Annotated in this window: 12 protein-coding genes and 1 pseudogene; 6 read left to right on the top strand and 7 right to left on the bottom strand. The window is 52.0% G+C overall.

What is annotated here, in order from left to right:
* Window positions 1–67: 67 nt before the first annotated feature.
* Complete coding sequence (locus Q1Y74_RS04245) at window positions 68–2083, bottom strand: helix-hairpin-helix domain-containing protein (protein ID WP_300812496.1); 2016 nt, start codon at window positions 2081–2083, stop codon at window positions 68–70.
* Between the two features lie 112 nt (window positions 2084–2195).
* On the opposite strand from Q1Y74_RS04245, the gene Q1Y74_RS04240 reads away from it, so the two are divergent.
* Complete coding sequence (locus Q1Y74_RS04240) at window positions 2196–2819, top strand: DUF4294 domain-containing protein (RefSeq protein ID WP_300812495.1); 624 nt, start codon at window positions 2196–2198, stop codon at window positions 2817–2819.
* Between the two features lie 150 nt (window positions 2820–2969).
* Here the strand turns inward: Q1Y74_RS04240 and Q1Y74_RS04235 are convergent, their stop codons facing one another.
* Window positions 2970–3932, bottom strand: a complete 963-nt coding sequence (locus Q1Y74_RS04235; RefSeq protein WP_300812494.1) for a YitT family protein — start codon at window positions 3930–3932, stop codon at window positions 2970–2972.
* Between the two features lie 651 nt (window positions 3933–4583).
* The gene (locus tag Q1Y74_RS04230; protein WP_300812493.1) at window positions 4584–5120 is read right to left on the bottom strand and encodes an RNA methyltransferase; all 537 of its coding nucleotides are present in this window, start codon (window positions 5118–5120) and stop codon (window positions 4584–4586) included.
* 486 nt (window positions 5121–5606) lie between these two features.
* Between Q1Y74_RS04230 and nadA the strand changes: the two genes are divergently transcribed.
* Window positions 5607–6545, top strand: coding sequence for a quinolinate synthase NadA (nadA, locus tag Q1Y74_RS04225; protein WP_300812492.1), 939 nt, complete (start codon window positions 5607–5609; stop codon window positions 6543–6545).
* Window positions 6546–6706: 161 nt separating this feature from the next.
* Here the strand turns inward: nadA and Q1Y74_RS04220 are convergent, their stop codons facing one another.
* Genes Q1Y74_RS04220 through leuS form a run of 3 tightly spaced genes read right to left on the bottom strand, consistent with a single transcriptional unit; the run spans window position 6707 to window position 11118 of the window.
* Window positions 6707–7282: a non-canonical purine NTP diphosphatase gene (locus Q1Y74_RS04220; RefSeq protein WP_300812491.1), complete on the bottom strand. Its 576-nt coding sequence runs from the start codon at window positions 7280–7282 to the stop codon at window positions 6707–6709.
* Between the two features lie 39 nt (window positions 7283–7321).
* Complete coding sequence (locus Q1Y74_RS04215) at window positions 7322–8224, bottom strand: YitT family protein (protein ID WP_300812490.1); 903 nt, start codon at window positions 8222–8224, stop codon at window positions 7322–7324.
* A gap of 11 nt (window positions 8225–8235) precedes the next feature.
* Window positions 8236–11118, bottom strand: coding sequence for a leucine--tRNA ligase (leuS, locus tag Q1Y74_RS04210; RefSeq protein ID WP_300812489.1), 2883 nt, complete (start codon window positions 11116–11118; stop codon window positions 8236–8238).
* A 207-nt stretch (window positions 11119–11325) separates the two neighbouring features.
* On the opposite strand from leuS, the gene Q1Y74_RS04205 reads away from it, so the two are divergent.
* The 4 genes from Q1Y74_RS04205 to Q1Y74_RS04190 all read left to right on the top strand — a co-directional run bounded on the left by Q1Y74_RS04205 (window position 11326) and on the right by Q1Y74_RS04190 (window position 14833).
* The gene (locus Q1Y74_RS04205) at window positions 11326–12267 is read left to right on the top strand and encodes a DMT family transporter (protein WP_300812488.1); all 942 of its coding nucleotides are present in this window, start codon (window positions 11326–11328) and stop codon (window positions 12265–12267) included.
* Between the two features lie 35 nt (window positions 12268–12302).
* Window positions 12303–13181: a DMT family transporter gene (locus Q1Y74_RS04200; RefSeq protein WP_300812487.1), complete on the top strand. Its 879-nt coding sequence runs from the start codon at window positions 12303–12305 to the stop codon at window positions 13179–13181.
* 575 nt (window positions 13182–13756) lie between these two features.
* Window positions 13757–14239: a sigma-70 family RNA polymerase sigma factor gene (locus tag Q1Y74_RS04195; RefSeq protein WP_300812486.1), complete on the top strand. Its 483-nt coding sequence runs from the start codon at window positions 13757–13759 to the stop codon at window positions 14237–14239.
* Between the two features lie 12 nt (window positions 14240–14251).
* Window positions 14252–14833, top strand: coding sequence for a hypothetical protein (locus tag Q1Y74_RS04190; protein WP_300812485.1), 582 nt, complete (start codon window positions 14252–14254; stop codon window positions 14831–14833).
* A gap of 19 nt (window positions 14834–14852) precedes the next feature.
* Here Q1Y74_RS04190 and Q1Y74_RS04185 read toward each other — a convergent pair.
* Window positions 14853–15562, bottom strand: a pseudogene (locus Q1Y74_RS04185) (PD-(D/E)XK nuclease domain-containing protein); the annotation flags it as partial.

Genomic DNA, 15562 nt, shown 5'->3' with positions numbered 1-15562 from the left:
CCTTTTTATCACAGTTGAGCAAGTTTCGTCGCTTATGTGACCGATTTCCGCTGAAAAGGAAACCGCATCAGAATTTCAGGCGGAGCTGCAACTGCAGGTCGGCTTTCCTGTTTCCGCTTATCAGGTCGTTGCCCGAACCTATCTCGTCCCTGTCCTGGTAGACAGTCTGCCCGAACTTGGCTATCAGCATCAGCCAGTTGCGGAAGTCATAGCGCACGTGGGCCGAGAAACGGAAGCCGCGGCCATAGAATGAAGGCGTGTAAAAGGTATAGAGCAAGCCTTTCTCGTAGGCATAGACGCGCGAGTCGTAGTCGTCGGTATGGAAATAGCTGCCCTGCAACGAAACCGAAAGCGGAAAGGCAGCAGAGGCGTAGGAGCACATCTGCGTAAAGAGCCAGCCTTGCCGCCGCTCAAACCGATAGCCTCCCCCATCCTGCTGGCGGAAATGATTGTAGTCTACCGTAGTGCGGAGCGTGAAAGGAGCGGGAGCATAAGAAAAACGGTAGCGCAACTTGTGGTGGTAGACAGGAAGGGTCACTTCGCCGCCCGTGCCGGTCACGTCGCGCTCTTTCCGCTTGTAGCGGTAGTTCAGATACATGGAGCAGCGACGGGATGGCGTGTAAGTACTCTGAAACATGACGTCCACTCCCTGAGAGGGCTTGCTGATGCGGTACTTCCACCAGGGAAAGGAGAACAAATCTGCCGACGCGAAGAAACGCCAGCGGGCTATCGGAGCCGCTTCGGCCGCCAGGTACCAGCCGTTTTCGTTTTGCGGAGTGCTGCTCTCGCCGAAGGAATGGGCAAAGAAAGCCCAGTAATCGTGCGAATAGTAACGGTGCAGCAACATCAGCCTGTAGTCACTGCCGAACTGATACTTCCACTGGTTGAGGAAAGCATATCCCCGCTTGCCCTTGGCCGCCTCGCCCGTCCACGAGAACCGTCCCCGACGGTATTTGTAGTCGATGCCGACGTTGTAGAAACGGTTGCCGCGCAGGTTGTAGCGGGCATATTCACGCAAAGCGGGTTCGTACGGGCGGTCAAAGAAATAATAGACTCCCGTTGCGCCCACCTTCCAATGACTGCCTTCGTAAGCGACATTCCCACCGGCCACCTGCATCGCAAAGGCGCCTATCTTGGCCGCCTCGTTCTCCGTGCGGTGCAGGCCTGCCTTGTCGATGGAAGTGATTTCGCCCTCCTTCACCACGCCGTCCAGGCGGCGATGCGAATAGAAGGCCGAAGCCAGCCAGCGGGCGGACAGACGGACGGTAGCCCCCACTCCGCTGAAATAGTTGTACTCATCGGACGAACTGTGCTTGCGGAACCCTTCCGCACGATACTCCGAAGTGGACAAGGAGAAAGTCTTTCCCAGACCGAAACCGTTGCCCAGCACCAGCCCCTGCCCGAAACTGGCCTTGTAGTTGCCCACGGCCAAAGTCTGCAACCGCCCCCAGTTCTTCATCAGCAGATAGATGGAGTAATGGTCGTATCCCCAGCGGTCGTGCAGGGCAAAGAAGGGTTCGCCCGCATCCTTCTCGCCCGTAATGCCTGCCTGAAGGTAGTCGCCGTAGCGGAAGCCGTAGCGCAGCGAATGGTAGAACGGCGGCCCGAGATAGTTCTTCTCATAGCCCTTGCGGGTATAGAAAGGCACGTCCAGGCGGGTTGTCACCTCGTGCTTGCCGCGCTTCAGCAGGGTCTTCAGGGAAGGATACCCCCTACTCTCCTCCACCGCCTGCACACAGACAAAAGGCAACAGCAACTCCTGCGTGCGCCTGTCCATCTCTTCCACCAGCTGCAACTCGTAGACGCTCTGCATCTGCCCGTGGATGTAGACATAGGCCAGGATATTCTCCACCTGAATGTCAGTGAGGAACGGAAACTGCTCCAGCTGTTCTCTGGTGGCCGTATTCAGGTTCAGCTTCTCGGTCAGCCTGTGCGAAAGTTCCTCCAGCTCGTCTTCCCAGTCGGTACTCCCTGCCTCAACGGCCAGTTGCTCCAGGTTTTCCTCCCAAAGCATCAGGTCGGGCGTCTGAGCCTGTACGACGGCAGCAAACAGACAGACAAACAGACAACTTACTATCCTCATGTGTCTTGGAAATGCAGCCATCTATTTATTTTTGTTTACAATCCGCCGAAGTTACCTTAAATAAGTTAACAATGCAAGGAAAAAGAAAAGTATTAAAATAAGATTTCCAAGAATGATGTACTTTTGCAATGTGAACAGAAAACTCGTCATATTAACCCTCTTCCTGTTGATAACCGGCATCTCCGCCAGCTATGCCCAACAGCGAACCAGTCAGCCAGGAAAGGTGTATCTGACTCCTATGACCGTTTACGAGGGAGACACCATCCCCTACGTGAAACTGCCCACCGTCTACATCTTCAAGCCGCTGAAGTTCAAGAACAAGCGCGAGATGACCAAATACTACAAACTGATACGCGACGTGAAGAAGGTGCTGCCCATAGCCAACGAGGTGAACCGTGCCATCATCGAGACCTACGAGTACATGATGACCCTGCCCACCGAAAAGGAGAGGCAGAAACACATGAAAGCCGTGGAGAAAAGCCTGAAAGAGCAGTACACGCCGCGCATGAAGAAACTAACCTTTGCACAAGGAAAACTATTGATAAAACTGGTAGACCGACAGACACACTCCACGGGCTACGAACTCGTAAAAGCCTTTCTCGGCTCCTTCCGTGCGGGCTTCTACCAGGCTTTCGCCTCGCTGTTCGGCGCCAGTTTGAAAAAGGAATACGACCCTACGGGCGACGACGCACTGACAGAAAGGGTGATACTGATGGTAGAAAGCGGACAATTGTGAGAGAGTTACAAGCTATGAGCTACAAGCTACAAGTTACGAGCTACGAGTTAGTATAAAAGTTACGAGCTACAAGTTACGAGGATGGCAGCCTGTCAGTAAGGCGCCTGTCACTCGTAGCTTGTAGCTTGTAGCTCGTCACTCGTAGCTCTCTCACTCCGGATGCAGCTCACCTGCCGACGGCAATTGTTTCCACCCTTCGCCAAACGTGTCGTAAGCATCGGTCACAACCACAAAGGCACGCGGATCCACTTCCTTTATCTTGTGCTTGATGCCCGCCACTTCCTTGTAGCTGACCACCAGGAAAAGCATTTCCTTGTCGGTACCCGTGTACAGACCGCTGCTCTTGATGCGGGTGGCCGTACGGTCCAAATCTTTGAGAATGTAATTGTGCAAGTCGGTCATGTTGTTGTCACTGATAACGAACAGAAGCTTGTCGTTCTTTTCGCCGTTGATGACGTAGGCCACCACCCGCGACGAGACGAAGATGGCAATGAGCGAATAGAGGGACAGATGCCACGAAGGCTGGGTGCCGTCGTCAGGGTTGCCGATGCCGAAACCAATCACCAGCAATCCGAACAGCACTACAATGCCGTCCACCAGCAGAATGGCCCTGGAGAAACGCAGGTTGCAATACTTCTGCAAAATCATGCCCACAATGTCCGTGCCGCCCGTAGTGGCCTGGTTGCGCACCACAATGCCGCACCCGATGCCGATAATGGCCGCACCGATGACCGAAGTCAGCATCAGATGGTCCGTCATGTTCATGCAACCGCCCAAGAGCTGTGCGGGGTCGAGCGCATGGAGCGCCTCCTTCGAGGGATAGGAAATGAGGGAAAGGCCGTTCATGGCCAGCGGAGTGAACAGAGCCGCCACAATGGTGCGGGCACCCAGCTTGGCGCCCAGCAGGAAGACGGAAAGAATGAGCAGGGGGATGTCAAACATATAACCGAATGTACCTACCTGGATAAAAGGAAACAGGTTGTGAAGCACGATGCTTGCCCCATATACCCCGCCGGGAACCAGGTTATAGGGATTGATGAAATACACAAAACCCGCTGCCATAATGGTGCAGCCCAAAAAGATATTGAACCAACCACAGATTGTCTTTCTCATATTTGCCGTTCTATTTTAAATTCTATAACTCATTTTATGACGGAGTGCACACCTCCCGGTTATTTACTTCAGCCTCTGCCAGTTGCGAAGGCAACAAAACTCAAGCACTATATATATGCAACAAATATACGAAAAAGATAAATACACACAGACAGTATAACAAAGAATATTATCCATCTGTTCTCAAAAAGGCATCCTGAGTCTGCAAAAGACATTGAAAAACCGTTGATAACACGTTGAAAGCTGTGTGAACAGCGATGAAAAGAAACGAATAGGACATTGTGTTCCAGCGGAATGGCATTGTTCATAACGATATGAACAGACTGTTTATTCAAACAGACGCCCGCCTGCATACATCTGCCGGAATGCCTCTTCACAAAGTTTCCGGACCATGCTGCCCGTCCGTCGTTGACCCTTGAAAATCAGTGCGCAGACCATGCAAGCATCGTGCGCGGACCGTGCAAGCATCGTGCGCGGACCATGCAAGCATCGTGCGCGGACCATGCAGGCATTGTCCAAACAGGATATGAACATCCTCTTTGAACAAGGCATCCGGAACAATTAACCATGCCCTGTTCATTACTGTCCGGAAATCCATGTTTCCGACGTTTCAAAACATGGCTCCGCGCTTGTTAAAACAATGGTTTATAATCAGAAACGAAGTTTCTTGAACAGGTCCCAAATGACGATGCCCGCCGTCACCGACACGTTGAGCGAGTGTTTGGTGCCGTATTGGGGAATTTCGATGCAGCCGTCCGAGTGGTCTATCACCTCCTGCTGCACGCCCTTCACCTCGTTGCCCAGCACCACGGCATATTTCTTTCCCTGCTCCAGCACCAGCTCCTCCAGCATGGTGCTCCCTTCGGCCTGCTCCACGGAGTAGACCGTATATCCCTCGCGCCTGAGGTTATCAACCGCTTCAACAGCGTTATCAACATACTTCCAGTCTACGGTGAATTCGGCTCCCAAAGCCGTCTTGTGCATTTCGGGGTGGGGCGGGGTAGCGGTAATGCCGCACAGGTAGATGCACTCCACACGGAAGGCGTCCGACGTACGGAACACGGAACCAATGTTGTGCAGGCTGCGCACATTGTCCAAAACCACCGCCAGAGGCAGCTTTTCGGCTTCCTTAAACTCCTCCGCACTGATGCGGTTCAACTCGGTTATCTTCAGCTTGCGATGTTCCATATTCCTTCTTTTCTAATTTATCCGTCATTGGTCCGGCAAAGATACTTCTTTCCGTTCACAACACGGTTAATAAGCGTGGAAAACCTGTCAATACCCCCCTGAAAGATTTTCAAGAAACAGACTTGCAGGATTCAATGCAATGATTAGGGAAAAGGAACACGAACATTGCAAAAAAGTTAAGAGATATTTTCAAAGCGTGTTTAAACACATTTTTCAGCACCGATACGCCTGTTTATCGTTCTAAAGTTATTAACTTTGCAGATTATCAACAGAATGTTGAAGAAAGCTGGCAGCTGGCGGACACAATGCTTATTTTCAAAGATTAGCCTCCATAGGCGGAAGTTGATAACCGGTAGCATAAAGACAGCCTTTGCACTCATAACTTCTTGTGCAAGAAAAAGGCCGTTTATTTGTCCACACTATTAACAGCCAATCATCAGCATCAAGGGATTTTTTAAGAAAGAAGAGAAATTAAAAATTATAGTTATGAATCATCTGATAACAGCCATCGAGCAACTCAAGAAAGAAAAGAACGCCGTCATCCTGGCCCACTACTACCAGGAGGGGGAGATACAGGACATTGCCGACTACGTGGGCGACAGCCTGGCGCTGGCACAATGGGCGGCCAAGACGCAGGCGGACATCATCGTGATGTGCGGTGTACACTTCATGGGCGAAACGGCCAAAGTGCTCTGCCCCGACAAGAAGGTGCTGGTGCCCGACATGGCCGCCGGCTGCTCGCTGGCAGACAGCTGTCCGGCCGATGCGTTCAGCAGGTTCGTGGCCGAACATCCCGGCCATACGGTGATTTCTTACGTGAACACCACGGCTGCCGTGAAGGCGGTGACCGACGTGGTGGTGACCTCGACCAACGCGCGGCAGATTGTGGAGAGCTTTCCCAAGGAAGAGAAAATTATCTTCGGCCCCGACCGCAACCTGGGCAACTACATCAACTCCGTCACAGGCCGCAACATGTTGTTGTGGGACGGTGCCTGCCACGTACACGAGCAGTTCTCGGTGGAAAAGATTGTGGAACTGAAGAAGGCCCATCCCGGAGCGGTGGTGCTGGCCCATCCCGAGTGCAAGAATACGGTGCTGAAGCTGGCCGACGTGGTAGGCTCCACGGCCGCGCTGCTGAAGTATGCCGTGGCCCATCCCGAAAAGGAGTATATCGTGGCCACCGAGTCGGGCATCCTGCACGAAATGCGCAAGAAGTGTCCGCAGACCACCTTCATTCCCGCTCCGCCGGCCGACAGCACCTGTGCCTGCAACGAGTGCAACTTCATGCGCCTCAATACGCTGGAGAAGCTCTATGAGTGTCTGAAGAACGAATCGCCCGAGATTGTGGTGGATGCGGAGATTGCCAAGAAGGCCGTTAAACCCATCCAGCGCATGCTGGAGATTTCGGCCAGGCTGGGACTGTAATTAGCTACGAGTGACGAGCTACGAGCTACGAGAGAGCTACGGGTTTGTGTATAAGTTAACGAGCTACAAGTTACGAGGATGGCAGCCTGTCAGTAAGGCTCCTGTCACTCGTAGCTTGTAGCTCGTAGCTTTTCTTGTAGCTCGTAGCTTGTAGCTCGTAACTATTTTAAGAATTTGCAGAGTTTTTGGGTAGCCACTGCACGGTGGCTGATTTTGTTTTTCAGTTCGTTTCCCATTTCGGCAAACGTCTGTGTATAGCCTTCGGGCACAAAGATGGGGTCGTAGCCGAAGCCTGAAGTTCCTTTTCTGACTTTTACGATTTCCCCTTTCACGATGCCTTCAAACAAGTGTTCCTTGCCGTCTGCGATGAGGGCGAACACGGTGCGGAAACGGGCTTTGCGGTTTTCCACGCCTTCCAGTTCCTGAAGCAGCTTTCGCATGTTGGCTTCGGAGTTGTGGGCGTCGCCTGCGTAGCGGGCCGAATAGACGCCCGGCGCTCCGTTCAGAGCTTCCACTTCCAGGCCGGTATCGTCGGCAAAGCAGTCGGTGTGGTAATGTTCATAGATATATCGTGCCTTCAGCAGGGCGTTTCCTTCCAGTGTGTCGGCCGTTTCGGGAATGTCTGCCTGGCATCCAATGTCCTTCATGCTGAGAAGCTCTATCTTATCTCCCAGAATGGCGGAGACCTCTTCCAGCTTGTGGGCATTGTTGGTAGCAAAAACAAACTTCTTTCTCATAACTTAATCATTCAATAATGTCAACTTTTCTATTCGGAATTACTTTCCTTTCAACTTGTCAAATCCTTCGCCATAGACGCCGATGACCGAACTTTGGGAGATGAAGGCGTTGGGGTCGGTATCTTTCACCAGACGGAAGATTTCGACAGACTGCCGCTTGTAGGCCAGCACGACCAGCACTTTCACTTCTCCTTTGCTGTACCAGCCTGTGCCGTCCAGCACGGTCACGCCGCGGTGGGTCTCTTTGGTGATGCGGTCGGCAATCTTCTCATACTCCTTGGAAAAGATAAGGAACTGGACCGACTGTCGGGCACTGTTGACGATGTAGTCCAGCACAAGCCCGATGATGAACAGGGTCACAAAGCCGAATATCACGCGGCGCCAGTCGTGGAAGATAAAGTAGCAGGAACTGATGATGACCACGTCGCAAGCCATAATCATGCGGCCCAGCGTGATGTCGTGATACTTGTTGATGATGGCGGCAATGATGTCCGTACCTCCCGTGCTTCCGTTGCAGTTGAACACCACTCCCAAACCGATGCCGCACATGGAGGCGCCGATGAGGCAAGCCATGAAATCCTGTCCCGGTCCAAGTATCTGCGGGAAAGTGCCGTCAGGGTTCTTGACCAGCCATTGGAAGAATTCCAGGAGTATAGTCAGCATAACGATGGCGTATGTGGTCTTGATGCTGAACTTGGGGCCTAATATTTTGATGGCAAAGGTCATCAGTACGGCATTGATGAGGAAGTAGGAGTATTGGATGGGAAACCCCGTTGCATAATAAATGATGGCTCCGATACCTGTTGTTCCTCCGGTTGTAATCTGGTAGGGCAGCAGGAAGGCCGCCCATGCCAGAGAATAACTGATGAGTCCGAGAGTAATCATGACATAGTCTTTCAGTTCCCTCATCAATGTAGGTTTGTCTGGTTTACTGATATGCATAGCTGACAGAATTATTTCACTACAACGTTCACAATCTTCTTCGGCACCACAATGACTTTCACTACGGACTTGCCTTCCATCCACTTGGCCGAACGTTCATCGGCCAGTACTTCGGCCTGGATGGCTTCCGAAGTGGCATCGGCGGGGAACTCCATGTTGAAGCGGGCTTTGCCGTTGAAGGAGATGGTATAGTTCACGGTGTTTTCCACCAGATACTCTTCGTTGTAGGCAGGCCAGTGGGCGTCGCAAACCGAACCTTCGTTGCCCAGTGTTTCCCACAGTTCTGCGCACACGTGGGGAGCGAAAGGTGCAAGTACGATAATCAGCTGGTTCAGGATTTCCTTCTTGTTGCATTTCAGCGAAGCCAGTTCGTTGACACAAATCATGAAGGCGCTGATGCTGGTGTTGTAAGAGAAAGTCTCGATGTCGCCCGTCACTTTCTTGATGAGCTTGTGCAGGGACTTCAGTTCGTCTTTGGTGGCCGGTTCGTCCGTTACCTGATAGTTGCCTGCACGGTCGTAGAACAGTGCCCAGAACTTCTTGAGGAAGCGGTGAACGCCGTCTATACCGTTTGTATCCCACGGTTTGGACTGCTCTACCGGGCCGAGGAACATTTCGTACATGCGCAGGGTGTCGGCTCCGTATTTCTCGACAATCATGTCGGGATTTACGACGTTGAACATCGACTTCGACATCTTTTCCACCGCCCAGCCGCAGATGTATTTGCCGTCTTCCAGAATGAATTCGGCAGTGTTGTATTCCGGACGCCATGCCTTGAAGGCTTCTACATCGAGCACGTCGTTCGACACGATGTTTACGTCCACGTGGAGTGGGGTAGTGTCGTACTGGTCTTTCAGGCCCAGCGATACAAAGGTATTGGTATCCTTGATGCGATATACGAAGTTGCTCCGTCCTTGAATCATACCCTGGTTCACCAGTTTCTGGAAGGGTTCTTCGACAACAGAGATGCCCAGGTCGTGCAGGAACTTGTTCCAGAAGCGTGAGTAGATAAGGTGGCCGGTGGCGTGTTCCGTACCGCCTACGTAAAGGTCTACATTGCGCCAGTATTCATCAACTTTCTTGTCTACCAGTGCCGTGTGGTTGCGCGGATCCATGTAGCGCAGGTAGTAGGCGCTGGAGCCTGCAAAGCCCGGCATGGTGTTCAGTTCGAGGGGGAAGACGGTCTGGTTGTCAATCTTGCTGTTTTCAACTACGCAGTTGTTCACCGTGTCCCAAGCCCACTTTGTAGCGTGGCCCAACGGCGGCTCGCCCGTCTCGGTGGGCAGGAACTTGGCCACTTCGGGCAATTCCAGCGGCAGGCAGCTTTCGGGAATCATGTAGGGCATGTTGTCCTTGTAGTAAACGGGGAACGGCTCGCCCCAGTAGCGCTGGCGGCTGAAGATGGCGTCGCGCAGGCGGTAGTTCACCTTGACGCGGCCCAGGTGGTGTTCCTTGACGTATTTCTTGGTGGCGGCGATGGCTTCCTTGATGGTGAGTCCGTTCAGGTTCAGTTGACAAGTTGACGAGTTGACAGGTTGACCAGCCTCGTTGCCTTGTTCACTTGTTGCCTTGTCAACTATTCTCGGAGAGTTGCAGACAATGCCTTCTTTGGCATCGAAGCTCTCTTCGCTTACGTCGCAACCTTCAACCAGCGGACGGATTTCCAGACCGAAGTGCTTGGCAAAGGCGTAGTCGCGCGAGTCGTGTGCAGGTACGGCCATGATGGCGCCCGTACCGTATCCGGCCAGCACGTAGTCGCTGATCCAGATGGGCACTGCCTCGCCCGTGAAGGGGTTGATGGCATACGAACCCGAGAAGACACCGCTCACGCTGCGGTCGCTGATGCGTTCGCGTTCGGTACGCTTCTTGGTGCGGTCCAGATAGGCTTCCACTTCGGCCTTCTGGGCTTCGGTGGTCAGTTGGGGAACCAGTTCGCTTTCGGGAGCCAGCACCATGAAGGTGACGCCGAACATTGTGTCGGCACGGGTGGTGAAGATGGTGAACTCCATGTCGCTGTCCTTCACCTTGAACTGCACTTCGGCGCCTTCTGAGCGTCCTATCCAGTTGCGTTGGGTCTCTTTCAATGAGTCGGTCCAGTCGATGGTTTCCAGTCCGTCGAGCAGACGCTGTGCGTAGGCCGACACGCGCAGGCACCACTGGCGCATCTTCTTCTGCACCACGGGATAGCCGCCGCGCTCCGATACGCCGTCCACCACTTCGTCATTGGCCAGCACGGTGCCCAGTTGCGGACACCAGTTCACCATCGTTTCGCCCAGGTAGGCGATGCGGTAGTTCATCAGCGTTTCCTGCTGTTGCTTTTCGCTCATGGCCTTCCATTCGTCGGCGGTGAAGTTCAGTTCTTCGCTGCAGGCCACGTCCAGTCCTTCGGTGCCTTTTGTCTCGAAAGACTTTATCAAAGCACTGATGGGTTGCGCTTTTTGCAGTGCATTGTCGTAGTAGCTCTGGAACATCTGTTGGAAGGCCCATTGTGTCCAGTGGTAGTATTCGGGGGCACAGGTGCGTATCTCGCGGCTCCAGTCGAACGAGAAGCCTATCTTGTCCAGCTGTTCGCGATAGCGGTTGATGTTGGCTTCGGTAGTGATGGCCGGGTGTTGTCCGGTCTGTATGGCATACTGTTCGGCAGGGAGTCCGTAGGCATCATATCCCATGGGATTCAGTACGTTGAAACCTTGCAGGCGTTTGTAGCGGGCGTAGATGTCCGAAGCGATGTAGCCCAATGGATGACCCACGTGCAGACCGGCACCGCTGGGGTAGGGGAACATGTTCAGTACATAGAATTTCTGTTTCGTATCGTCTTCCGTTACTTGATAGGTTTTGTTGTCCACCCATCGTTTCTGCCATTTCTTTTCAATCTCCCTGAAATTGTATTCCATACTGATAGTTATTAATAATTTGTTGAAAACGTTGTTTATATCTGTTTCTTAACTGCTTGTTTCGGTTTATATGTATGTTAATAAACCGTTGCAAATTTACAGGTTTATTTTCAGATTCGGTTATCAAAAGACATAAAAACATTGGATTCGGAGAATACCTTACTTACTTTTTCTTGTAATTTTGCGGCCGATAAAGGAAGAATTTTTATGGATGCAGCTAAAGTGAAAGGTCACGTGGCGATGCTGGCCGCCAACAGCATGTGGGGACTGATGGCTCCGCTGGCCAAGTTTGTGATGATAGGAGGGGCGGTAAGCTCCCTGGTGATGACAGATTTGCGCGTATTCGGCGCAATGATTCTGTTTTGGATTTTTTCGTTTTTCCAGAAACCCGAACACGTAGGTCACAAGGACCTGATGAAGCTTTTCGCGGCTTCGCTGCTGGCCATTGTGTTCAATCAGGGAAGCTACATTTTCGGCGTGGGGCTGACTTCACCCGTAGACGCGTCCATCATTACGACCAGCATGCCGCTGATAGCCATGATTCTGGCCGCCATTTTCCTGAAAGAGCCCATTACGGGCAAGAAGATACTGGGTATCGCCGTGGGGGCTTCGGGTGCGTTGCTGCTCATTTTGGGCAGTTCGCAGACTTCGGGTACGGCGGTAAAGGGCGATAATCCCATTTTGGGCGATGTGTTTGTGCTTTTGGCTCAGTGCAGCTATGCTTTCTACTTTGTATTGTTCAAGAATTTCGTAGCCAAATACTCGGCCGTCACGGTGATGAAGTGGATGTTTACCTACGCTTTCATCTGCCTGTTGCCTTTCTCGTACAGCAGTCTGCTGGCCACCGACTGGCTGGCGTTGGACGGAGCCCGTATTGCTTCCATCCTTTTTGTAGTGGTAGGAGCCACGTTCCTCAGTTACATCCTGATTATTGTCGGCCAGAAGAACCTGCGTCCCACCGTGGCCGGCATGTATAACTACATTCAGCCGCTGGTGGCTACCATTGTGGCCATCTGCTGGGGTATGGACAGTTTCAACCTGACCAAAGTGCTTTCGGTGCTGATGATATTCGGCGGTGTCTGGCTGGTGACATCGAGCCGTAGCCGTGCCGAAATGGAGGCCTACGAGGCCGAAAAGCAACGCAAATGAAAGTCGGGGCTGTGTAGGGGAGAAACCGGTGGATTATGGAAACTAAGAATAACTATATCTGGCATCTGACAGCCGTTGTGGTGGTGGGCATCTGGGGGCTGACGTTCATCTCCACCCGTGTGCTGATAGAGAGCGGACTGACTCCGCAGGAGATTTTTCTGCTCCGTTTCCTCATTGCCTACATTGGCATTTGGTTCATATCGCCCCGCAAACTGCTCTGCAATACGTGGCGCGACGAAGGTTGGATGCTGCTGGCGGGTGTGACGGGCGGCTCGCTCTATTTCCTCACCGAAAATACGGCGCTCGAGGTGACGCTCACCACCAACGTGGCCTTCATCGTGTGCAGCACGCCGTTGCTCACGCTGCTGCTCTACAGGCTGTTCTTCCGCAGCGAAAAGGCCACTTGGAAGCTGACAGCCGGCTCGTTGCTGGCTCTGCTGGGGGTAGGACTGGTCATCTTCAACGGCAATTTTGTGCTGAAGCTCTCTCCATTGGGCGACCTGCTTTCGCTTTCGGCCGCGTTGTGTTGGGCATTTTATAGCTTGATTATGAAACAGGTTGCCGACCGCTATTCTTCGGTCTTCATTACCCGCAAGGTTTTCTTCTACGGCCTGCTCACCATACTTCCTGCGTTTCTTCTGCGGCCTTGGCAGTTTCCGCTGTCCTCGTTTGCCCAGCCTGCTGTCTGGATGAATCTGCTGTTTCTCAGTGTGCTGGCTTCCCTGGTCTGCTTTGTGGTGTGGAATATTATCCTGAAACGTTTGGGCACGGTACTTGCCTCCAACTACATTTACCTCAATCCCATCTTCACCTCTATGGGCGCTCTGTTCTTTTTGGACGAACCTCTCACTCCTTTTGCCCTGATGGGTGCCACGTGTGTCTTGCTGGGGGTCTATCTGGCGGGCAAGAAGTAATGCCGGTGGTGGTGGTTCCTGTTTTTCAATCTTCATTTTGCCAAAGACGGGCGGTGCCTTCTTCTGACTATATTATGACACCAGCAAGTTTCGTATATGCCGATATTGCCTTTCAGCCATGCTTGCACGGCTCGCGAGCCGTGCAAGCACCGTCCGACAGCAATGCTTGTGAGAAGCAGAGTGATTGCTTGCAATAACCCGTGGGGTTGTTCATTGTCTTCACGTAGGCTAAAGTAAATGTTGGCGTGCGTAAAGTGCTACTTGGCGGACGTAAAGTGGTACTTTACAGACGGTGAAACCACGGTGGGCGGCGTGATAGTCTGCTGTTTGAAATCATTCTTCCCGCTTTTGGTTTCACGCTTTCAATTGTGATATTTCTGCCTGGTATACAGTGAGATACGGTGAAACGTGAAGTTTCACTCCCCATTCACTGAGGGTGGAAATACACAGGTTGTGTTTTCCTGACCGAAGACGGGGGCGTGGTGAACAGCAGGAAGAAAGTCGGAAAAAAAGTTGTTGCCGGCCTATAGTTTTTGGAGTTGTCAGTGGTCTAACAGGTAAAAGCAGAAAGTGAAATGAATACGAAAGAACAACAATTCACAAATATCATTAAGGAACATGAGCGGACCATCTATACCGTCTGCTATATGTTTTCGGACAATGCGGACGAGGTGAACGACCTGTATCAGGACATCCTCGTCCGGTTGTGGCAAGGCTTTGACAGTTTCGAGGGGAAAAGCGACATCAGGACATGGATTTATCGCGTCAGCCTGAACTATTGCATCAACTTCAGCAACCGGCAGAAAAGGCAGCGCGAACGGCTGAACCTCGGCAAAAGTTTCCATATGGATGGAAACAGCCTTGAAAAGAATTTGCAGATAAAGCAGCTTTATAAGCGGATCAACGCGTTGGGACTGGTGGACAGAAGCGTCGTTCTGTTGTGGCTCGAAGGCCTGAGCTACGATGAAATCGGCGCTATCCTGGGTATTTCTGTCAAGAATGTCTCGTTCAAGCTGGTCCGCATCAAGGAACAACTCAAAAAAATGTCTCACATTTAACAAACGAATCGTATGGAAATCAATATCGAAAAAGAACTTCAGACACTGAAATCGCAGTATAACATGTTTAAGGAAGGGCTGGAAAAGCAGGAGACGCTGAACGAAAAGTTCTTCAAATCCCTGAGGAAACGGCCCGCGATGGCCGTCAGCAGGGAAATCAGAGACCGGATGCTGGGTGATGTCGTGACGGTGCCTATGATTATCGTATGTTGCATCAGCATTGACTGGCCCATTCTGTTTGGCATATTGGTGTCGTTGTGGGCGTTGGCCGACTTGGGTGTCAGCCTGTGGGTCAGCCGCAAGCTGGGCATGAACCATCTGCTGGACGACGATGTGCGGACGGTTACAGAAAAGATTACCGGTTATCGCAAATTCTATACGGGGTCGCTCGTGGCCAGCATAGTTCCCCTGACCGCCATGCTCACCTATATATTCATGCGGCTGTATGACCGGGCGGACAACGCTGCCGCTGTGCAGCTTATCACCGTGTCGGGCATTGTTTCCATCCTTGTTGCCATTGTGATTACTTTGTTGCAATATAGAAAGCACGTGAAAAGGTGCAAGGAACTGTTGGATCAGTTCGATGAACAGTAGTCGGTTTCTATATTCTCTCTTAATCTTCTACAATCCAACCCTCTATGCCCCGTTTCTCTTTGCTGAAGTTCACGCCTATCTTAAACAGTTTCCGTGAGTCGGAGGCAAAGGGCAGGGCATACTGCTTGTCGTTAATCTGCTGTAGCGCTTCTTCGGCGGTGCCGTCCAGCTTGAACTCCATGATATAAATGTACTTATACCACCATGTCGATGCGTCCGCTGGCAGTGTGATATTCGGCTTGCGTATAGAAGCCCAGCAGCTTGAAGACGATGAAAAGCACATTCTGGTAGTGCAGCTCCAGGTCGCGTGCCAGTTCGTAAGGGCTGTCGGCAAAGAAACTCTGAAGCCGTCGGAGGAAAGCATCTGCATCGCCCTGACGCACGTCCTTGACGAAACTCATAATTTCGAACGACGGGTTGCCCGTCTCCAAGTAGGCGTAACGAGGGAGCAGGAATTTGGTAAAGCCTTCTTCTACCTCTTTATTGGGGAATCCTAAATAGTAAACTTGGAACTCACGGTCGTAACCCTTAATAGTCAGGTAACCGCTTTGATACAGAATGGGCACCGGATTGGTGTGCATTGTATCAATGCCTCCCAACGAGTCGGCAGAAGCCATTTCTTCGGTCAGACGGTGCAGGTCGTAACGACTGTGCTTCAGCAGTTCGACCAAGAAAGTGGGTGTACCGGTTTCGAACCAATAGCTTCCGAACCGCATTTTGGCAAACGTA

The sequence above is a fragment of the uncultured Bacteroides sp. genome (genome assembly GCF_949298305.1).
Classification (GTDB): Bacteria; Bacteroidota; Bacteroidia; order Bacteroidales; family Bacteroidaceae; genus Bacteroides.
This window is presented reverse-complemented; position numbering and strand designations above follow the sequence as displayed.